The organism is Microbulbifer taiwanensis (assembly GCF_014904815.1).
Taxonomy (GTDB): Bacteria; Pseudomonadota; Gammaproteobacteria; order Pseudomonadales; family Cellvibrionaceae; genus Microbulbifer; species Microbulbifer taiwanensis.
The window spans coordinates 98,457-117,092 of sequence record NZ_JACZFR010000021.1 but is presented as its reverse complement, the minus strand read 5'-3'; the positions used below and the strand labels follow the sequence as shown (position 1 = coordinate 117,092).

19 protein-coding genes are annotated in these 18,636 nt (G+C 63.0%); 4 read left to right on the top strand and 15 right to left on the bottom strand.

The genetic code is table 11. The features are described 5' to 3' along the window. Positions 1–119: 119 nt before the first annotated feature. The 7 genes from IG627_RS07465 to rsxA all read right to left on the bottom strand — a co-directional run bounded on the left by IG627_RS07465 (position 120) and on the right by rsxA (position 6,878). Complete coding sequence (locus IG627_RS07465; protein ID WP_193191723.1) at positions 120–827, bottom strand: TetR/AcrR family transcriptional regulator; 708 nt, start codon at positions 825–827, stop codon at positions 120–122. 259 nt (positions 828–1,086) lie between these two features. Continuing rightward, positions 1,087–1,794 carry an electron transport complex subunit E gene (locus tag IG627_RS07460; protein ID WP_193191722.1) on the bottom strand — a complete coding sequence of 236 codons (708 nt, stop codon included), beginning with the start codon at positions 1,792–1,794 and terminating at the stop codon, positions 1,087–1,089. After that, positions 1,794–2,483: an electron transport complex subunit RsxG gene (rsxG, locus tag IG627_RS07455; protein WP_193191721.1), complete on the bottom strand. Its 690-nt coding sequence runs from the start codon at positions 2,481–2,483 to the stop codon at positions 1,794–1,796. The genes IG627_RS07460 and rsxG overlap by 1 nt, the downstream gene beginning before the upstream one ends. Next, positions 2,483–3,541, bottom strand: coding sequence for an electron transport complex subunit RsxD (rsxD, locus tag IG627_RS07450; RefSeq protein ID WP_193191720.1), 1,059 nt, complete (start codon positions 3,539–3,541; stop codon positions 2,483–2,485). Before rsxD ends, rsxG begins: the two co-directional genes overlap by 1 nt. After that, positions 3,541–5,625 (bottom strand): electron transport complex subunit RsxC, encoded by a 2,085-nt coding sequence (gene rsxC / locus IG627_RS07445; protein ID WP_226864823.1) that lies wholly within the window; start codon positions 5,623–5,625, stop codon positions 3,541–3,543. Before rsxC ends, rsxD begins: the two co-directional genes overlap by 1 nt. A 56-nt stretch (positions 5,626–5,681) precedes the next feature. Next, the gene (rsxB, locus tag IG627_RS07440; RefSeq protein ID WP_193191718.1) at positions 5,682–6,293 is read right to left on the bottom strand and encodes an electron transport complex subunit RsxB; all 612 of its coding nucleotides are present in this window, start codon (positions 6,291–6,293) and stop codon (positions 5,682–5,684) included. 9 nt (positions 6,294–6,302) lie between these two features. Next, positions 6,303–6,878 carry an electron transport complex subunit RsxA gene (gene rsxA / locus IG627_RS07435; RefSeq protein ID WP_193191717.1) on the bottom strand — a complete coding sequence of 192 codons (576 nt, stop codon included), beginning with the start codon at positions 6,876–6,878 and terminating at the stop codon, positions 6,303–6,305. 243 nt (positions 6,879–7,121) lie between these two features. Here rsxA and IG627_RS07430 point away from each other — a divergent pair, with 243 nt between their 5' ends. Beyond that, positions 7,122–9,965: a hypothetical protein gene (locus tag IG627_RS07430; RefSeq protein ID WP_193191716.1), complete on the top strand. Its 2,844-nt coding sequence runs from the start codon at positions 7,122–7,124 to the stop codon at positions 9,963–9,965. A 44-nt stretch (positions 9,966–10,009) separates the two neighbouring features. On the opposite strand, the gene IG627_RS07425 is transcribed toward IG627_RS07430, so the two are convergent. Further along, the gene (locus IG627_RS07425) at positions 10,010–11,155 is read right to left on the bottom strand and encodes a lipase family protein (RefSeq protein ID WP_193191715.1); all 1,146 of its coding nucleotides are present in this window, start codon (positions 11,153–11,155) and stop codon (positions 10,010–10,012) included. A gap of 226 nt (positions 11,156–11,381) precedes the next feature. Beyond that, the gene (locus tag IG627_RS07420; protein ID WP_193191714.1) at positions 11,382–12,089 is read right to left on the bottom strand and encodes a glutathione S-transferase family protein; all 708 of its coding nucleotides are present in this window, start codon (positions 12,087–12,089) and stop codon (positions 11,382–11,384) included. Positions 12,090–12,219: 130 nt separating this feature from the next. Between IG627_RS07420 and IG627_RS07415 the strand changes: the two genes are divergently transcribed. Then, entirely contained in the window at positions 12,220–13,113 is an 894-nt protein-coding gene (locus IG627_RS07415; protein WP_193191751.1) for a LysR substrate-binding domain-containing protein, read from the top strand. A 133-nt stretch (positions 13,114–13,246) separates the two neighbouring features. Then, positions 13,247–14,122 (top strand): glutathione-dependent disulfide-bond oxidoreductase, encoded by an 876-nt coding sequence (gene yghU, locus IG627_RS07410; protein ID WP_193191713.1) that lies wholly within the window; start codon positions 13,247–13,249, stop codon positions 14,120–14,122. 2 nt (positions 14,123–14,124) lie between these two features. On the opposite strand, the gene IG627_RS07405 is transcribed toward yghU, so the two are convergent. From IG627_RS07405 to IG627_RS07390, 4 genes are all read right to left on the bottom strand, one after another. Beyond that, positions 14,125–15,012 carry an NAD-dependent protein deacetylase gene (locus tag IG627_RS07405; protein ID WP_193191712.1) on the bottom strand — a complete coding sequence of 296 codons (888 nt, stop codon included), beginning with the start codon at positions 15,010–15,012 and terminating at the stop codon, positions 14,125–14,127. A 61-nt stretch (positions 15,013–15,073) separates the two neighbouring features. Continuing rightward, entirely contained in the window at positions 15,074–15,316 is a 243-nt protein-coding gene (locus IG627_RS07400; protein WP_226864813.1) for a hypothetical protein, read from the bottom strand. Continuing rightward, a complete protein-coding gene (locus IG627_RS07395; RefSeq protein WP_193191710.1) occupies positions 15,294–15,767 on the bottom strand; it encodes a hypothetical protein in 474 nt (157 codons plus the stop codon). Before IG627_RS07395 ends, IG627_RS07400 begins: the two co-directional genes overlap by 23 nt. A 38-nt stretch (positions 15,768–15,805) precedes the next feature. Then, complete coding sequence (locus tag IG627_RS07390; RefSeq protein WP_193191709.1) at positions 15,806–16,051, bottom strand: hypothetical protein; 246 nt, start codon at positions 16,049–16,051, stop codon at positions 15,806–15,808. Positions 16,052–16,320: 269 nt separating this feature from the next. Here IG627_RS07390 and IG627_RS07385 point away from each other — a divergent pair, with 269 nt between their 5' ends. Then, a complete protein-coding gene (locus IG627_RS07385; protein WP_193191708.1) occupies positions 16,321–16,641 on the top strand; it encodes a hypothetical protein in 321 nt (106 codons plus the stop codon). Between the two features lie 152 nt (positions 16,642–16,793). Here IG627_RS07385 and IG627_RS07380 read toward each other — a convergent pair whose 3' ends face one another. Both IG627_RS07380 and IG627_RS07375 read right to left on the bottom strand, forming a co-directional pair. Beyond that, positions 16,794–17,729: a D-2-hydroxyacid dehydrogenase gene (locus tag IG627_RS07380; RefSeq protein ID WP_193191707.1), complete on the bottom strand. Its 936-nt coding sequence runs from the start codon at positions 17,727–17,729 to the stop codon at positions 16,794–16,796. 146 nt (positions 17,730–17,875) lie between these two features. Then, positions 17,876–18,592 (bottom strand): 2OG-Fe(II) oxygenase, encoded by a 717-nt coding sequence (locus IG627_RS07375; RefSeq protein ID WP_193191706.1) that lies wholly within the window; start codon positions 18,590–18,592, stop codon positions 17,876–17,878. Positions 18,593–18,636 lie beyond the last annotated feature (44 nt).

The window sequence follows — 18,636 nt, the reverse complement described above, 5'->3', positions numbered from 1 at the left end:
ATACAGCGTTGGCCGATGTTTTCAGTCTAGCCGCGAGAGCTTTGAATGGGGTTTAAGGAGCAAGAAAGAGGGGGGAGTGGAGGAATGGCTGTCCGGGGGAGCCCCGGACAGCGCGGTGGTCAGAGCTGCTTTTCGGTTTCCGCAACCGGGATGGTGGCGGGGATCAGGCCCCTGATCATCATGGTGACCGTGCGTTCCAGCAGTGGCGAGTCCAGCGCTATGGCGCCGCTCAGTATCTGGTATTCCAGGTTGAGGATGGTGCCGTGCACTATCTGTGTTGCGGCCTGGGGGTCGGCCAGCCCCAGCAGCTGGAAGAATTCCTGGATCAGTGTTTCGGTGGCCCGATTGGCCGCACGTATGGCAACGGTCAACTGGGCACTGCGCAAAGCCTCGTTGCGGAACGCCAGCTCGATCAGGCGGAAATCCCGGTTGCCGGCCTGGGCGCGCACGTGGGTGAGGATAAAGCGGGTCAGCTGCTGGATCAGCAGCTTGCGCCCGGCGCCGGAGGCGCGCTCCTCCGCGGACAGGTTGCGGGCGGCGGCGAAGCTGTCCTCCTGCAACTGGCGCGTGTGGTCCAGGCCCTGCTCGACAAAGTAGGTAAAGGAGTCGCTGATCAGGTCATTCAGGTCTTTGAAGTAGTAGGTGGTGGCAGCCAGGGGCACATTGGCCTCGCGGGCCACGGCGCGGTGGCGGATACCGCGGATGCCCTCTTTGACGATCAGCCGCAGGGTGGCTTCGAGAATGGCTTTGCGGCGCTGGCGGCTGTCGGCACGCTGGGCGCGGCGACCGTGATAGACCAGTTCAGACTTTCCATTGTCCACAGTCATAGTTGAATCCTTGTTTTTATTGTTTATTGCCGATCGCTAACCTGATCGGGCGTCCCATTCTAGCGAAACAGCCGGAAATGGCTACCGCAGCAGGGAGGAATCGGGCGCCAAAGCGATTACATTTCATTACAAGGAGAATGGCTGGGAAATACTCCGTAGGGTGCGCCGTGCGCACCAATTGTCCTCGGCGGTGCGCACGGCGCATGTCCTCGGCGGTGCGCACGGCGCACCCTGCGGGAGTCCTGGCTATCTAGTGGAATCAGCTGATCTTGCCGGTCACCCTGACCCGCTTGGAGCCCGGCACTATCTTCACCTGCTGGCTGCGGCGGCGCTCTATACCGGCGTCTATGGCGTTCTTGGCCGCGATCAGCAGGCCCGCCACCAGGAAGGCGCCCGGTGGCAGCACCGCGACCAGGAAACCTGGATAGTCGCCGCCGAGAACCGGGATGGCCCAGTCTTTGGCCACAGGTCCCAGCAGCAGGTCCATATCGGCAAACAGGGTGCCCTGGCCGAGTATCTCGCGCACGGCGCCGATCACTATCAGCACCGCGGTAAAGCCGAGCCCCATCATAAAGCCGTCCACCAGCGACGGCAGCACCGGGTTCTTGCTTGCGAAGGCGTCGGCGCGGCCGAGGATGGCGCAGTTGGTGACGATCAGCGGGATAAAGATACCCAGCACCAGGTAGAGCTCATAGGTGAAGGCCTTCATCAGCAGTTCGGCACAGGTCACGAAGGTGGCGATGATCATCACCGATGCCGGCAGGCGCACCGTATCCGGCATCTGCCGGCGCACCAGCGAGACGGCCAGGTTGGAGCAGGTCAGTACGCCGATGGTGGCCAGTCCCAGGCCTATGGCGTTCACCACTGTGCCGGTCACCGCCAGCAGCGGGCAGAGCCCCAGCAACTGTACCAGCGCCGGGTTGTTGTTCCACAGGCCGTTGCGGCTGATCTCGCCGTAGGGTGCCACTATCGATTCTCCTGCTCGGGCTCAGTTGTCTGTGCCTGGCCCACTTCCACCGCGCGCTTGGACACAGGTGCACTGAATATCTGCTCGCGGTGCTGGGCGACAAATTCCAGCACCTCGCGCACCTTGGTTACCACCGCGCGCGGAGTGATGGTGGCGCCGGTAAACTGGTCGAAGGTGCCGCCGTCCTTCTGCACCTTCCACAGGTCCCGGGTCGGATCCTGCAGCGACTTGCCGTTGAATTGCAGTATCCAGTCGCTTTTTTTCAGGTCCACCTTGTCGCCGAGCCCCGGTGTCTCCGCATGGGCGGTCACGCGCACGCCGGCGACGGTGCCGTCGCGGTTGATGCCGACCAGCAGCTTGATCGGGCCCGAGTAGCCGTCCGGCGCCACCGCGGGAATGATGACCGCGGAGACTGCTCCGTCGTCCTCCCGCGCCAGGTTGATATCGCCGCCCTGGGGCAGGCCGAGAAGGTTCCAGTAGGGCCTGGGAATCGGGTAGGTGTCCACCAGTATGTCGTTGCTGTGGCGATCCAGCGGGATTATCTCCAGCAGTGCCTTGGCCGAGGCGGCGCGGACGGCGCGCTCGATCGGTTCGCGGGTGGTGATCTGGGTGATCGCCAGGGTGCCGGCGGTGACCAGTGCGAACAGGGTCAGTATCGCCGCGTTGGACATCATCGAACGCTTCAGCATCAGCGCTCCTCCAGGTCGGTGGCGCGGCGCGCGGCCTTGTGGCCGTAGGTGCGTGGCAGTGTGTAGTTGTCGATGGTGGGGGCGGCGAAGTTCATCAGCAGTACCGCGAAGGCGACCGCGTCCGGGTAGGTGCCCCAGGCGCGGATGATATAGGTCAGCAGGCCCACGCCGGCGCCGAAAATCAGCCGCCCCCGGTTACTGGTGGCCCCGCTAATGGGATCGGTGATGATAAAGAAGGCCCCGAGCATGGTGGCGCCGGAGAAGAGGTGCAGCGTCGGCGAGCCCTCGGACAGGGAGCTGCCGCTGTCGTAGAAGAGCAGCGACATCAGCGCCAGGGTTGCCAGCATGGCCACCGGTGCGTGCCAGGTAATGATGCGCCGGAACAGCAGGAAGAGGCCGCCCACGAGGAAGCCGAAATTGGCGGTCTCCCAGCCGAAACCTGCAACAGCGCCCTTGTTCAGCACCGGCTCCATCTCGTAAAGCTGCGACAGCAGCACCGACTCGTTCAGTCGCACTATCTCCAGCGGCGTGGCGCGGGTAAAACCGTCCACGCTGTAGTTGCCGAAACCGAATATCAGTCCGAAGGCCTCGCCCAGGCTGGGGGCGCCGGCAATGATTTCCGCCGGACCCACCCAGCGGGTCATGTCCACCGGGAAACTGATCAGCAGCACCACATAGCCCACCATGGCCGGGTTGAAGGGGTTGTAGCCCATACCGCCGTAGAGGTGCTTGGCCAGTACCATGGCGGAGGCTGTGCCCACCACCGGCAGCCACCAGGCGCAGTAGGGGGGCAGGGCGATACCCAGCAACAGGGCGGTGACAAAGGCACTGTAGTCCTTCAGGTAGAAGCCAATCGGGCGATTGCGCAGCTTCATTACCGCCGCCTCGCAGGCGACCGCTGTGACGGTGCAGAGCGCAATATTGACCAGCACGCCTATGCCGAAGTAGAGCACCAGCGCCAGCACGCCGGGAATGGTGGCGGCCGCCACCTGCAACATCACCTTGGAAGTGCTGTCACCGGAGCGGGCATGGGGCGAGGAGGCGCGCATCAGAGCCATCAGTGATCCCCACCTGTCAGTTTCTGCTGCTCGCGCATCTTGTCATCCAGTTTGTTCTGAAGGTTTTTCAGCGCCGTCTCGAAGGCCTCTATATTGGCGTCCCCGGCGGAACAGGCTTTCTCAAGGCGCACCCGGGCCTTTTCCACCCGCGCCTTGAGGGCGGTGATTTCGGCGGCCAGCTTTTCCTCCGGGCTCATGTTGGCGCGGGCCGCGGCGGCGGCCTTGGCTTTCTCTATCGCGCTCTGCGCCTTGGCCTTATCCGGCACCACCGGCTCTTCTTCTGCTGCGGGGGTGGCCTCGGCCTTGTGCTCTGCCTCGGCCAATTTCTGCCGGGCCTCCTGCAATTTCAGTTCGGCGGCCTTCAGCTGTGCCGACAGCTGGTCGCGCTGGCTCTCCTCTGCGGCCTGCAGCTTCTGCTGCATCCGTTCCACGCGGCTCTCGGCACTGGCCACAGAGCGCTGGGCGCGAGCCAGCTGCTGCTCTGGGGATGCCTGCTTGGCCTTGACCCGCGCCAGTGCGGCGGCCACTACGTCTGCTTCCTTCTGTGCGGCTTCCGTCGCCGGCGTTTCTTCGCCGCTGGCGGCGGCCTGCTCGCGCTGCTGGCGCGCCAGCTCGGCGGCCTCGCGGCGCGCCTTGCGTTTGGCTTCCTTTTCCCTCTCCGCCTTTTCCAGGCGCAGTTTTCGGAACTCGAAGCGGTCGCGGGCGCGGTCGGACTTCTCCTTCTCCGCCTCGGCGAGGCGGATGTCGCCCTTGGCGGCGCGGTAGTACTGCACCAGCGGAATACTGCTGGGACACACATAGGAGCAGCAGCCGCACTCGATACAGTCGAACAGGTTGTAGGCCTCCAGCTTCTCGCGGTCGTCGGCGCGCGCGTACCAGTAGAGTTGCTGCGGCAGCAGCGATGCCGGACAGGCCTCGGCGCAGAAGCCGCAGCGGATACAGGCCTGTGCCGGTGGCGCCGGGGGCAGCTCCTTGCGGCTGGGAACCAGCAGGCAGTTGGTGGTCTTGATGACCGGCGCGCGCTCGTCGTCAATGGTGTAGCCCATCATGGGGCCGCCGATCACGACTTTCTGCATCAGCCCGCGATGGGCGCCGTGTTGCTTGAGGATATGCCTGATCGGGGTGCCGATGGGCACCTCGATATTGCGCTGCCGCTCCAGTGCCTCGCCCACCACGGTGGTCACGCGACTGATCAGGGGCTCGCCGAAGCGCACTGCGCGGTAGACGGCGCGCACCGTGCCCACGTTCTGGCACACGATACCCACATTGGCCGGCAGCCCCCTGTTGGGTACCTCGCGCCCGGTGAGTATCTGGATCAACTGCTTCTCACCGCCGGACGGGTATTTGGTCGGGAAGACGACGACATCGAAGCGAGTGCCCGCCACCGCTGCGCGCATGGCCTCTATCGCTTCCGGCTTGTTGTCCTCTATACCGATCAGCACCCGCTCCGGCTCGTCGAGGATATAGGCGAGTATCTCCACGCCGGCGACAATCTCCTCCGCGCGCTCGCGCATCAGCATATCGTCAGCGGTGATATAGGGCTCGCACTCGGTGCCGTTGATGATCAGCGTGTCTATCTCGGCACCGCCGTGGGGATCCAGCTTGACCGCTGTGGGGAAGCCGGCGCCGCCCATACCGGCGATGCCGCAGTCGCGGATCTTCTCCAGCAGGTCCATCGGTGCCAGTGTGCGGAAATCCTCGCAGGGCTCCAGCTGGCACCAGCGCTCCTCGCCGTCGGTGCGGAGGGTGATGCAGTCCGCCGGCAATCCGGACGGGTGCGGCACCGGGGCCGGCTCTATCGCCATTACCCTGCCGGAACTGGGCGCGTGTACCGGGCAGCTGATCAGCCCGTCTGCTTCGGCGATCTTCTGGCCTTTCAAGACGGTGTCGCCCAGCTTGACCAGCGGCAGTGCGCTGCCGCCCACATGCTGGCTCAGGGGAATCACCAGCTCGTCGGCCAGCGGGATGCTGCCGATGGGTTCACCGGTGGACTGGCGCTTGTTCTCCGGCGGATAGACGCCGCCGGGAAAGTCATTCGGGCGCAGTTCGCGCGCCTTTTCCCGCGCCCTGTCGCTGGCGATCAGCTGTGCCTCGCGGGCGGCGCGGCGCTCGCTGGCGGATTCTCTTTCTGGCACAGGGCTCAAGCCACATCCCTCCTGCTGGTGCCCTGTTGCGGGCGATCGCTGGCGATCAGTTGGATGCCCTCCCGGGGCTTCTCCGGGTGCCACTGCTGCAGCGACGATTCCAGCGGTACCATATCGATACAGTCCACCGGACAGGGCTCCACACACAGGTCGCAGCCGGTGCACTCGTCGACGATCACCGTGTGCATATACTTGGCCGCGCCGGCAATGGCGTCCACCGGGCAGGCCTGGATGCACTTGGTGCAGCCGATGCACTCTGCCTCGCGGATAAAGGCGACCTTCTTTACGTCCTCGACGCCGTGCTCGGCGTCCAGCGGCATGGGCTCCATATCCAGCAGATTGGCCAGCTCATTGATGGTGGTCTGGCCGCCGGGGGGGCACTTGTTGATGGCGTCGCCGTGCACTATCGCCTCGGCGTAGGGGCGGCAGCCGGGATATCCGCACTGGCCGCACTGGGTCTGCGGCAGCAGTTCGTCGACCTGCTCGACCAGGGGGTCGCCCTCGACCCTGAAGCGCACTGCGGCAAAACCCAGCAGCGCGCCGAAGGCCAGCGCCATGCCGCCGAGGATCATCAGGGGAGTGGAAACTTCGGAGAACCAGTCCAGCATCGCCTAACCCTATACCAGACCGCCAAAGCCCATAAACGCCAGCGACATCAGTCCGGCGGTGATCATGCCGATGGCCGCGCCCTTGAAGGGTACCGGCACGTCCGCCGCGAACAGCCGCTCGCGCATGGAGGAGAACAGGATCAGCACCAGGGAGAAACCCACCGCGGCGCCAAAGCCGTAGAGGGTGGACTGCACGAAGGTGTGCGCCTTCATGGTGTTCTGCAGCGCGACACCCAGCACCGCGCAGTTGGTGGTGATCAGCGGCAGGAAGACCCCCAGCACCTTGTACATCAGAGGGCTGGTCTTCTCGATAAACATGCGCGCGAACTGCACCACCACCGCGATCACCAATATAAAGGAGATGGTGCGCAGGTATTCGATACCGAAGGGCTCCAGCAGGTAGGTGTTCACGAGGTAGGAGCAGATGGACGCCAGCGTCAGCACAAAGGTGGTCGCCCCCGCCATGCCCACGGCGGTCTCCAGCTTGTTGGAAACCCCCATAAACGGACACAGGCCGAGAAACTGCACCAACACATAGTTGTTGACCAGGATGGTACTGAGCAGGATGACGGCGAATTCGGTCATGGAACTCCGGGGTCGGGTCTATTGGCAAAAGCCTAGCACTGGCACAATTGCTTCCCTCTCCGGCAACTGGAGAGGGGCTGTGGGAGGGGGCGCCGCGCAGGGACGGTATTATGGTTGAGTCGCCAGGGGGGTTCAACTTGCACCGCCGTGCGCAGTGGCTTTTGTAACATGCGCTGATTTATGCTCCCGGGGTTGTATCAAAAAAATAACTGAAAGCAACCAAGCCACCGCAAGGAGCGCTGTATGGAATTCCTATCCCGCCAATCACTGGCCCGGGTCGGGCTCGATGATGAAGTAGAGCTGCTCGAAACCATTGCCAATCTCTGTAAACACTGGACCACCCTGCGCGACGCGAGTCCCGCGGAGTCGGCGCTGGACTACCTGGCCTCTTTCGAGGACCACCTGGAACAGCAGCGCCCGCTGCTGGAGAGCCTGGATATCAATCTCGAGGTTTTGAAAAAACTCGGCCGCAAGTTCCGCAAGGCCTATGCGGACGAGGTACCGGAGCCGCTGCAGAAGCTGCTGCGTGAGCTGGCTTCCTTCCGCGAGACCGAGGACGCGAGGGATCCGGGCCTGGTGCGCTGGAAGCTGTACGATGCAAAAGGGGACCGGGAGTTGGTTTCCGCAGACGAGCTGACCTTTTCCCTGAAAGGCCCGGGACTCGCGCAGATTGACCTGGAGGCCGGCGACCTGCCGTCGGCACCCGTGGCCGCGGCGGAGCATTTGCTGCGCATCGGCTTTGCCGGCAGCCTGGCCGGTGCCGCCACGGCCAGTGCCCGCGGGGCGGCACTCGGCCTGGAGGCGGGCGCCGACGGGCGTCTCGACTACTGGTTTGCGGCTTCCGGACAGGATCTCTTCGCCAGCGCCGCGGCCGACGGCCTGCGCAATCTGCCGTCGCCATTCTCACTGGCGTCGATCAACGGCGCGGCCGGGCAGGGACTGCAGGGGCTGCAGCTGACGATGGCCGCCAGCGGTAAGGCGTCAGTCAGCATCGAGTACAGCATTTTTGATGGCGGGGCCCATATCAGTACATCGATCGGTACCAGTGCCGGCATCGAGATTGCCGCCAGCTACCAGGCCAGTCGCCAGTTCGAACTCAGCGCCTGGCGCCAGGCGCAGGGCAGCGAAAAAATCGCCGTGCAGATAAAGCGCGGCCGCGGTCGCGAGATCAATAGCAGCGTCGGCCTGGGCGTGCAGCTGGATATCGCCCGCGCCGCCGAGCAGGTGCGCGAGAAGGTAATAGAGCCCCACCTTGGCAGGTACGAGGGCGTCTACGAAAAGTTCAAGCCCTACCTGAGTCCCGGCACTTTGCTGGAGCAGCAGTGCAACGAGGCGCTGTCGCAGGCGGCGGAACGACTCAGTGAAGACGCCCAGTTGCAGTCGGCCCTGCGCCTGGCGCTGGGGCAGGAGGTGGACGCCGCGCAGCTGCAGCGGGAAATCGCCGCGAGGCTGGTGAACTGGTTCAATGGCGGTGTCGGTATCTACAGCCGCGCCACGTCCGCGGAGCTGCCCCAGAACGCCGCGGCCAGGCTGGGCGACCTACTGCCCACCGGCCTGCCGCAGCGTGTGCGCGACAAGATCGACAGCGAGGTGCGCGGGCTGATCGAGTCCCTGCAGGAGAAGCTGAAGGAGGCGGTGCAGCAGCGCGCCGACACCGCCAGCGGCGCGCTGGTGACCGAGCTCGGCGAGTTGAACCAGCGCGTAAAGGATGCCATCGACGGCGCCAGCGATTCGCTGGACAAGGCCTTCGCCGGTGCGCGCGAGGCGCTGGCGGAAATCGACGAGCGCATCCACAGCATCGTCGCCAAGCTGGAGGAGGCTGCGGCGCGCAAGATCAAGTTGCGCATACTGTCCACGGAAAAAATCCTGCGCGAGCGGGAGGTGAGCATGCGCCTGGACCTGGATGGCAGCAGCGAGTCGGCGCGGGATTTCTATCACTCCCTGGTGTCCGGCAACCTCGATGCCCTCGAAGAGCTGATGCAGTCCCCGGTGGCTGGCGTCGAGATTATCGAGGGCAGTGCCAGCGAGCTGTTCGGGCGCACTTATACCACCGGCACCGAGCTGTCCCTGTTGGGGTTGTCCCTCGGGGCCTCTTCGATTGTCGACAGCAATGTGCAGATACAGAAAGACGCCGCTGGCAATATCGCCATACAGTCGCGACTGGAAGTGAAGCGCATCCTTGACGGCATCCGCGAGGTGCAGTCCGCCGGCTTTGTCTCGCACCTGAACCTGGATCTGCTCAAGCGCAGTCGCAGCCTGCCCCTCAACCTGACGGTGACCCAGGAAGACGAGCGGCTCGAACTGGATGAGCTGGATGATTTCCTGTGCAGCTTGGCCGACAGCGGGCTGTTGTCCCCGAAAGCCAGGGCGAATGCGCTGGAGCTCTACCACAGCTGGCAGGAGAGTGCCGGCAACCGGCATATAGACGCCCGCGTCGAGGTATTGCTGCAGATCGACGGCGAGCGCCTGGACAATCTGCTCGACTACGCCGGCAGCCGCAGCGAGGATGACATGATCGCGGATGTACTGGCTGCGCTGCAGCAGTACGGGGTATTCGGTGAGTCCTCAGTCGACAGGGCCTGCAGCAGTGTGCGCGCCTATTCCAGGAAGTATCGGTATTACAACAATCCCGTCGATCTGTTCGCGGCTTTTAATGTGGGCATGCGCAGCGGCGACCGGCCGTTGAAAGGGCGCCGCGCATTCTTCGACCAGCCCTTTGCCGATACCGGCGCTCACCCGGCCGTCAGCAGTGTCGACTCCCGCGGTCTGCGCAACGCCCGTGCGATTCACTTCCACGCCAAGTCCTGGGTGCTGCTGATGCGCAAGCTGCACGAGATTTACAACATGGATGCGGGTACGGCGAATGCGCAGCAGATGGAAAGGCACAACGAGCTGATGGCCTTCTGCCTGCACAGATGGCTGAAGGTGAAGCAATTATTCCTGTTTCTGCCGGACGACCAGGTTTCCGCAAGGACCATCGCCTTTATGGGGCTGCTGGTCAGGGCGGCGAACCCGCTTTCCGATTACCCGTTGACCATTGCCATGGACCTGGCCGGTGACGACAGCGAGCCGCGCCTCTTTTCCTGACCTGTAATCGAGTCGGCCGGCTCCGGCCGACTCGCTCCTCCTGTCTACACGCCTTCGAGCTCCGTCTCCCGCTCGGGCTGCGGTTGCGCGGTTGCGCGCGGCGGCTCCAGGGCCCCATCGGCCGCGTCCAGTAATTGATCCAGATTGCGCCGGAACATATGCGCCTGCAGCATATCGCTGTATAACTTGATGGAGTGAAAGCTGGCGATCTGCTTGAAGTTCGGGAAGCTGCCCAGCCATGCGCGCCAGATACAGTTGATGCGCCAGAAGATATTCACCGACTGGTCCACGCGCATATTCCTGAAGCCGATTTTGTGCGAGTCGGGCCGGTTGGCGGCGTGCTTGATAAACACGCGAAAGCCTGTGTGGTAGTAGCCCAGAAATCGGCTCTGCAGCCAGCGGGCGATCTGCAGGGTGCCGTTGATCGGAATCAGCTTTAACAGGGCGAGAAGGCCGTTGAAGCCGTAGCCGAAGGGCACCATAGGCACTGGGTCGCCGCCGATCTCCAGGCGATAGATGGGCGTCTTCACTGAGCTGAAATACAGCCGGTCGCCGGTGCGCGGTGCGCCGTACACATAGGTGGCGCCGTGGCCCCTGGCATTCAGCTCGCGAGTGCAGATCAGGGCCAGGGCGCCGCCCAGGCTGTGGCCGAAGCTGTATAGCGGGTGGTCCGGGTGCCGGTCGAGATCCCGCTCCAGATCCCCGCGAATATACTCGAAGGCCTGCTTGAAACCCGCGTGCACGCGGCCCTGGTCTCCCGAGGGCTCCAGGGTGAATTTCAGGTTGGCGGCGATATCCCAGGGATTCATCTCGGTGCCGCGGAAGCAGAGAGTCAGCACCTTGCGCCCGGCCCCTTCGTCCATGCGAGCGAGAAAGGCCTGGGTCTCCGATCTGTCGTAAAAGGCAATGGGTTCGAAGTGGTTTTCCCGCAGGATCGTGCGGATGCCGTCCGCGAGCTGGCAGTTGGCGCTCTGCAGGTGGTTGCTCCAGGCGCCCAGCAGCTCCTTGCGCTCTGTGTCGTTCTTTGCCTTGCCGAGTTCTTTCAGGATATCGGTGAGGCTGGCATCCGGGGTGAAGGGTTCGTAGACGAGGCGCGAGAGTTCGGCGCCGATATAGGCCATGCGGTCACTGTAGGCGGCGCGGCCGACGGGAACGCCGGGCAGGCGTTTCATACCTTCGAAATAAGACATTATTGGACCCTCAGGTCGATTGGCTTTTTTTGTTTTTGCCCGGGCACCTCTGGGGGGATTTGCGGCCGGTGCCGCAGCGGCAGTGTACTCTCGCGGAAGGGTAGCGGACCAGTGGGTTCTCGGCGGCTGTGCAGTGCGGCTACTGCCTGAGACCTTGGCTGAATCGGGTATGGAAGTGGAACTGGTCGGGAAAGAGCACCCGCCCACTGGGAGCGGGTGTGCAGGGTCATGCGACTTGCGTGAGCCGTGCAAGGGCCTGCTGCAGATCGATCTCGCCTAGAAAGCCGCCACTGCTTGCCGCGGGCCGCTGTTGTTCTATCGCATGGGCAAAGATCACCCCTGGGTCGGCCTGCAGTTTTTCGTAGAGCCGGTGCAGATTGGGATAGTCACGGCGGTCCACTGCCTGGTGATACTCGTTCCAGCGGGCTATGCCGATAAAGTAGGCGTCCGCCAGGGTGCGGTTGTTACCGAGGAGCCATTCACTGTCGCCCAGCATGGATTCGAGGGCGGCGTGGGCGTGCTCTACGTTATGGCGACCGTAATTCCTGAGCGCTTCCCTCTCTCTGACCTCGACGTCATGCTCGTATGCATACCACAGGGGTGCATAGGCGGCGAAGAAAGTGGTATTGAGGAAGGCGAGCATCTGGTTCAGGCGGTCGGATTCTGCTGTGCCCTGGGCGAAACCGAGTTTCTGTTCTATACCCCGCGCACCTATATGGCCGAGGATTGCCATGCTTTCGCTGATGGTGTCGCCCGCGCCGGTCAGCAGTGATGGGGTTTCCGCCAGGGGGTTGATACGACGGTAGCTGTCACTGGTCGCGGCTTCAGGCATTTCCACCCGGCACAACTGGTAGGGTTTGCCGAGCCATTCGAGGGCGACGATGGAACCGAAGGAGCAGCCCGAAGGTACGCCGTAGAAAAGTACAGGGGTCATAGGATTCTCCATTTGTCCGTATTCTGGGTTGGGCCCGTTGATCGGGTGGCGCCACTGTATTTCCGTGGACTTTGTTTGAGTAGACTGTAAATATCGGTTTTAAAGTCTATACATGTGTACTTTGTCTTTTATGCTGAACCTCAACGACCTGTTTTTCTTTGTGCGCGCTGTGGAGCATGGTGGTTTTGCCGCCGCCGCGCGCAGTCTGGGTATTCCCAAATCGACCATCAGCAAACGGGTCGCGGAACTGGAAGCGGATCTGGATACGCGACTGATTCACCGCACTTCGCGCAGCTTTACGCTCACGGACCTGGGGCGGGATTTTTTCGAGCACGCGCGCGCCGCGCTGATCGAGTCCGAGACCGCCGAGGCAGTGGTGCGCAGCCGCGCGTCCGAGCCCAGTGGCACCGTGCGCATCAGCACATCAGTGCCGGTGGCGCAGGTGTATCTGGCCGCGTATCTGCCCCAGATTGCGCAGAGGTTTCCCAGATTGCACCTGCTGGTGGATGTGTCGGACCGCTATGTGGATCTGGTACAGGAGGGGTTTGATTTTGCCATTCGCAGCCACTTTGCACCGCTTCCTGACTCCGGGTTGGTGCAGCGCAAGATCATGGAGGAGCCGATCATCCTGGTGGCGGCGCCGGCGTACCTCGACCGGCACGGGTGCCTGGACTGTCCGCGGGACCTGCAAAAGCACCACGGATTGATCACCGGCCCCCGCAACGGCACTTGGGCGTTGCGTGACACCGCGGGAGGGGAAGAGAGGGTGGCGCCGCTGCCGCGAATGACGGCCAACGAATCGGCGGTGCTGGCGGCCTCTGCGGCGGCGGGACTGGGTGTCACCTGCCTGCCGGAGATGTTGTGCCGCGCCGAACTGGAATCCGGGCGGTTGGTTCGGGTACTGCCGGGTTGGAACTGTGGCAGTGTAACCACAACGATAGTGATGCCCCACAGGCGCGGACTACTGCCCGGGGTACGCGCCGCGGTGGAGTTCCTGGCGGAAAACATGCGGCGGCGACAGTAACCGGCGAGACGCCCGCCCTGGAACTGCAGCCCTCGGCAATATTCCGCCAGCTTTGGGCAGTGACGGCGGTCGGCGCTTCGCGCTAACCTGCGGATCTCACCGCCAACAAAAAATTGCACAGCGGAGTCAACGCATGTCGGACAGCACCTATACACCGCCCAGAGTCTGGAAGTGGGATTCGGAGAGTGGTGGCCAATTCGCCAATATAAACCGCCCCATCGCCGGCGCCACCCACGAGAAAGCGCTGCCGGTCGGCAGGCACCCGCTGCAGCTCTATTCCCTGGGGACGCCCAACGGCGTCAAGGTGACCATCATGCTCGAGGAGCTGTTGGCGCTGGGACAGGAGGGGGCCGAGTATAACGCGCACCTGATCGATATCAGCGAGGGCGACCAGTTTGGTAGCGGTTTTGTCAATATCAACCCCAACTCCAAGATACCGGCCCTGGTCGACTGCAGCATGCATCCGCCGATCCGGGTTTTCGAGTCGGGTTCCATCCTGCTCTACCTGGCGGAAAAGTTCGGTGCCTTCCTGCCGCACACACCGGCCGGGCGCACCGAGACCCTGAACTGGCTCTTCTGGCAGATGGGCAGTGCCCCTTACCTCGGTGGTGGCTTCGGTCACTTCTACGCCTATGCGCCGGAGAAATACGAATACCCGATCAACCGCTTCGCGATGGAAGTGAAGCGCCAGCTGGATGTGCTGGACCGGCAGCTGGCCGATCACCCCTATATCGCCGGGCAGGAGTACACCATTGCCGATATGGCGATCTGGCCCTGGTACGGCGCCCTGGTCAAGAACAAGGTCTACGAGGCGGCGGAGTTTCTCGAGGGCCACACTTACAAACATGTGATGCGCTGGACCGAGGAAATCGCCCGGCGGCCGGCGGTGAAGCGCGGTCGCATGGTCAACCGCACCTGGGGAGATCCGGCAACACAACTGCATGAGCGCCACGATGCCAGCGATTTCGAAACCCGCACACAGGACAAGCTGGGCGAGTCGGATTCTTGAGGTTATCGCGATGAGAGTTGTGCCAGGGCGGCACCGAGTGTTTCGCCAATGCGGGCATTCAGCTTCAAATCGATGATGTCGTCCGCGCGGGTGCGCCCCAGGTTCAGCGCCGCCATCGGCTTGTGCCATTCCCGCGCGTAGCGGCAGAAGCGATAGCCGGAATAGACCATCAGCGATGAGCCGATTACCAGTAGGCCGTCGCTGGTCCGCAGTGCATCCAGTGCCTGCTGCACCCGGGCACTGGGCACACTATCGCCGAAGAAGACCACGTCCGGCTTCAGTATGCCGCCGCAGTGGGGGCAGTCGGCGACCTGGAAAGCGCTGAAATCGACTTCCAGTTCGGCGTCACCGTCCGGCGCCACAGTGGTTTGCGGGGCCCCGCTGCGAAGGAATCCGGGATTCAACGCGAAACACCGTTCGTGCACCAGTTGGCGATCGCAGCGATAGCCGCAGTCCATACAGACCACCTCGTCGGCCCGGCCGTGCAGGTCGAGCACGCGCCGGCTGCCCGCGCGCTGGTGCAGCCGGTCCACATTCTGTGTAACCAGTAAATGCGCATGTTCCCGCTGCTCAAGCTCGGCCAGGTGCCGGTGGGCCGGATTGGGCCTGGAATTGCGCAACACCGGCCAACCGATCAGGCTGCGCCCCCAATAGCGCTGGCGGCTGCTCAGGCTGCCCAAAAACTCCCGATGTTGTACCGGCTGCTTGCGTTTCCAGGCGCCGTCGGTGTCGCGGTAGTCCGGGATTCCCGAGTCGGTGCTGACGCCGGCGCCGGTCAGGATCATCAGGCGCGGGTGACGCTGGATAAAGGTGGCCAGCCGCTCGGCGGCGGCCTCCGTGGAGAGAGGGGCCTGCGTGGGCCCGGGCGAAATTGTGTGGTCGAGCGTCATGGCGGTGGAAACAGTTGGTGGGAATCCTAGTGTCAACTGGCCCTAGGATAACGCCAGTGGATTACAGTTTCCGCCACCGAAGGAAGAGGCGGAAGGCGCGGGACGGCACCCTGGTGCGAAACAGCCGCTGCGTCAGGAATCCCCCCACCAGCGCCAGGCCAATCATGACCGGGAGAGGAATTTTCTGCACCTGCTGTTGCAGTTCGCATTTTTGCCGTTTCAGCAACACCAGGGCCGAAGAGCGCTGTCGATCCATCTCGCGGCTGCGGCGCTGGATATCTTCACTTAAAGCTTTCAAAGACATCGCTCAGTGCCTCTTTTGCCTGCCGTTTGGATTCGCCAAACCCAATCATGGAACTCAATTTTCTCTGGTAGAGCAGGATTCCGATCAGGATCAACAGCTGCGTCAATACAAAGACGGAAAAACCGATATAGAGCGACTGGGAGTAGTAGTAGCCGATCAAGCCGGCGCCGCCACAGAGACTCAGCACCAGTGCCAGGACCAGTGGCAAAAGCAGCAATTGCAGGGCGATGATCCGTTTGCTGGCCGCCAGGGTGCGACTGAATTCCAGCCGAACCAGCGACTGCAGGTTGGCCAGCCACGCGGTCAGCAGTGTCACAGTGGCATCGGCCCGCGCCAGTGCCTGGCTGTCATCTTCATTTTCAGGTGACTCAGATGCATCGAACCGGCTGCGGTGCTGTGCAGCCGGTTCGGGTGTCTCGTCATGAGACTGAGGTTTCGTTGTGCGCGCCATTGGTCAGGCTCCCCACAGAAGTGACGCTGTGAGTCGCGCTATTTCAACAGCTTTGCAATGACCCATCCCGCGGCAAAGGCGCAAGTTACACTCAGAACCGGGTGCGCCTTGATGGAGGCTTCCGCCCTTTGTTCCAAATCAGTTGCGCGTTTCTTGCTCGTATTGAGAGAAGAAGTCGCACGCGCCCTCAGGCTCTGTGCCGTCTCCTGTGCTGCCTCACCGGCGAGATGATAGGCCTGCTTCAGTTTATCCTGACTGTTGTGAAGTGCTTTTGCGGTTGCCATAAAACTCTCCTTCTCAGGGGATTTACCTGTCCCCCTATCCTATAGTCGCGGTCGCCAAACACCACGGGCGGAGGGTTCGAAAAGACGGTGCAGAACTGGTGGGTTTTGTTGCGAAATGGTGGAGGGGAGGGCTCGGGGGCTCGTATTTCAGTGGAGCGGTAGTCACTTGTCGCTACTGAGGCGGCCGGGGCAATAGGAAACCGATCGCCAAGTGGAGGCCCTGCACATTACATTTCGCCTGCAGGTATCGGCGAAAAGGGAGGGCTGTGGTGAAATCTCGAATCCTTTGTGCGGCGCTGGCGGGGCTGTGTATCTGCACCGCTGTGGCGCAGGACCGCTATGTATGCAGGCTCGGGAGCAGCGAAAGGGTGATCGAGGTGCTCTACGCCAGCCCACCGGGCAGGGTGCCCTGCGAGGTGAGCTACACCAAGTCGGAAGGGGTGCAGATTCTGTGGCGCTCTGAGCACGAAATCGGCTACTGCGAGGCCAGGGCGAAAGCTTTCGCCGAGAAACAGGCGGCTTGGGGCTGGCATTGCACCGAACCAGCCATCATCGACAACGAGGCGACCGCGGAAGAATCCGTAGACTAGTGGTCCATGCGGCAAATTCTGTAACCGATCACTTCGTCACAGGCTCCAGGGCAACACCGAAGCCTGTGTGCTTTAGTTGCCGAATTTCTCGCACGACCCATTAGGGCCTGTAAAGCCAGCAGCGCGGCTGGCGATCCCAGTGTGCACAGGCCCTAAGTCGAAGTGCGCCAATCGCGGATATTTTGCACCACGCCGTCCAGCAGTCGCTGGCGACTCTCGCGGCTGATCCAGGCATTGTGCGGCGTGATGATCAGGTTGGGGATGCCCTTCGCCAGCAGCGGGTGATCCGCCGATGGCGGTTCCTCGCTCAGTACATCCAGGGCCGCGCCGCCGAGGTGGCCGCTCCGCAGTGCATCGGCGAGCGCCTGTTCATCCACCAGGCCGCCGCGGGCGGTATTGACCAGCAGCGCGCCGGGCTTCATCGCGGTGAGAAACGCCCTGTTTACCAGTCGTTCCGTGTGTTCGCTGAGCGGGCAGTGCAGGCTGATTACATCCGACTCGGCCAGCAGCCGCCGCAGCGGAACGCGCCCCTCCTGTCTGTGGCCGACGAAGGATTCCGCCACCAGGATATTCATATCCAGCGCGCGACCCAGCTGTGCGGCTCTCTGCCCCAGGTCGCCGTAGCCGATAATACCCAGATTCTTGCCGGCCAGCTCCATTACCGGGTGATCCAGCAGGCAGAATATCGGCGACTGGCTCCAGCGGCCGGACATGACGTCATTGTGGTAATCGTGCCAGCGATTGGCCAGCGCCAGTATCAGGGCGAGGGCGTGCTGCGGTACAGAGGCGCCGGCGTAGCCCTGCACATTGCGCACCGGGATTCTGCGCTCCTGCGCCGCACCCATATCGATATTGTTGGTGCCGGTGGCGCAGACGCAGATCAGTTTGAGATTCGGCGCCTTGTCGATAATCCCGCGGTCGAGGACCACCTTGTTGGTGATGACCACATCCGCACCCGCGATGTGCTCGGCGATTTCATCCGCGGTTGTGGTGTCATAAAAGTCCCAGTGGTCCAGGCTCTTTTCCAGGGCGGAGGTATCCAGTTCCTCCAGCTTCATGGTCAGTGCGTCCAGAAATACACCGCGCATTGATTCAGATCCTTCAGCAGTGAGCAGGTCCCTACAAAGAATGCTTCGTAGGATGGGCAAAGCGCAGCGTGCCCATCTGGGCGCCAGGTGATGGCACGTCGCTGCGCTCCTTTGCCATCCTACAAGGGAGCGCGGTTAAAACAAGATCAGGTGGCACGGGGGAAGATATTCCCGGCGGCCCGCCCCCGCCCGCTGTGCAGGCGCCTGACGCCGTGGCGCATGTTGACCCGGTAGTAGCCGCGGCTGCCCTTCTGCGGGCGCTGGTGCACGGCGAAGATCACCGCGCTGCCCTTGCGCAGCGGCACCACCTGGGCGCGGGACTGCATGCGCGGGCGCTGTTCGGTGAGCACGAATTCGCCGCCGCTGAAATCCATTTCGGGGTCGGAGAGCATGAGGACAGCCTGCAGCGGAAACACCTGCTCGCCGTATAAATCCTGGTGCAGGCAGTTGAAGTCGCCCTTGCCATACTGCAGCAGCAGCGGCGTGGGGCGGGTCTGGCCGGCGCGGTGGCAGAGTGCCAGGTAGTCGCTGTGTTCTTCGGGGTAGTGGCTGCCTGCGCCCAGGCACCGGTTCCAGCGGTTGGCGACGGTGACCAGGGGCCGGTAGAGGGCGCTGCGCAGTTCGGCGACCAGTACAGGCAGCGGGTAGACGAAGTACTTGTACTCGCCGCGGCCAAAGTTGTGGTTGGCCATTACTATGCGGCGGCGGAAGTGTTCGTCCTGTGGGTAGAGGGCCGCCAGGCTGTCGCATTCCGCGGTGGTGAGCAGCCGGTCGAGCAGTGCCCAGCCGTCGCTGTCCAGGTCGGTGGCTACCCGGGACCAGTCGATCCGGGCGATGCGCTGTTGCAGGGGCAGGTTTTTCATCGGGCGGTTTCCGGGCTGTTTGCTGCCGCGAACAGTAGGATAGC

What these genes read in the sequence shown, in the direction of transcription:
- IG627_RS07465 (WP_193191723.1), bottom strand. Translation starts at nt 827, where the DNA reads ATGACTGTGGACAATGGAAAGTCTGAACTGGTCTATCACGGTCGCCGC.
- rsxG (WP_193191721.1), bottom strand. Translation starts at nt 2,483, where the DNA reads ATGCTGAAGCGTTCGATGATGTCCAACGCGGCGATACTGACCCTGTTC.
- rsxD (WP_193191720.1), bottom strand. Translation starts at nt 3,541, where the DNA reads ATGGCTCTGATGCGCGCCTCCTCGCCCCATGCCCGCTCCGGTGACAGC.
- rsxB (WP_193191718.1), bottom strand. Translation starts at nt 6,293, where the DNA reads ATGCTGGACTGGTTCTCCGAAGTTTCCACTCCCCTGATGATCCTCGGC.
- rsxA (WP_193191717.1), bottom strand. Translation starts at nt 6,878, where the DNA reads ATGACCGAATTCGCCGTCATCCTGCTCAGTACCATCCTGGTCAACAAC.
- IG627_RS07430 (WP_193191716.1), top strand. Translation starts at nt 7,122, where the DNA reads ATGGAATTCCTATCCCGCCAATCACTGGCCCGGGTCGGGCTCGATGAT.
- IG627_RS07425 (WP_193191715.1), bottom strand. Translation starts at nt 11,155, where the DNA reads ATGTCTTATTTCGAAGGTATGAAACGCCTGCCCGGCGTTCCCGTCGGC.
- IG627_RS07420 (WP_193191714.1), bottom strand. Translation starts at nt 12,089, where the DNA reads ATGACCCCTGTACTTTTCTACGGCGTACCTTCGGGCTGCTCCTTCGGT.
- IG627_RS07415 (WP_193191751.1), top strand. Translation starts at nt 12,220, where the DNA reads ATGCTGAACCTCAACGACCTGTTTTTCTTTGTGCGCGCTGTGGAGCAT.
- yghU (WP_193191713.1), top strand. Translation starts at nt 13,247, where the DNA reads ATGTCGGACAGCACCTATACACCGCCCAGAGTCTGGAAGTGGGATTCG.
- IG627_RS07405 (WP_193191712.1), bottom strand. Translation starts at nt 15,012, where the DNA reads ATGACGCTCGACCACACAATTTCGCCCGGGCCCACGCAGGCCCCTCTC.
- IG627_RS07400 (WP_226864813.1), bottom strand. Translation starts at nt 15,316, where the DNA reads ATGTCTTTGAAAGCTTTAAGTGAAGATATCCAGCGCCGCAGCCGCGAG.
- IG627_RS07395 (WP_193191710.1), bottom strand. Translation starts at nt 15,767, where the DNA reads ATGGCGCGCACAACGAAACCTCAGTCTCATGACGAGACACCCGAACCG.
- IG627_RS07390 (WP_193191709.1), bottom strand. Translation starts at nt 16,051, where the DNA reads ATGGCAACCGCAAAAGCACTTCACAACAGTCAGGATAAACTGAAGCAG.
- IG627_RS07380 (WP_193191707.1), bottom strand. Translation starts at nt 17,729, where the DNA reads ATGCGCGGTGTATTTCTGGACGCACTGACCATGAAGCTGGAGGAACTG.
- IG627_RS07375 (WP_193191706.1), bottom strand. Translation starts at nt 18,592, where the DNA reads ATGAAAAACCTGCCCCTGCAACAGCGCATCGCCCGGATCGACTGGTCC.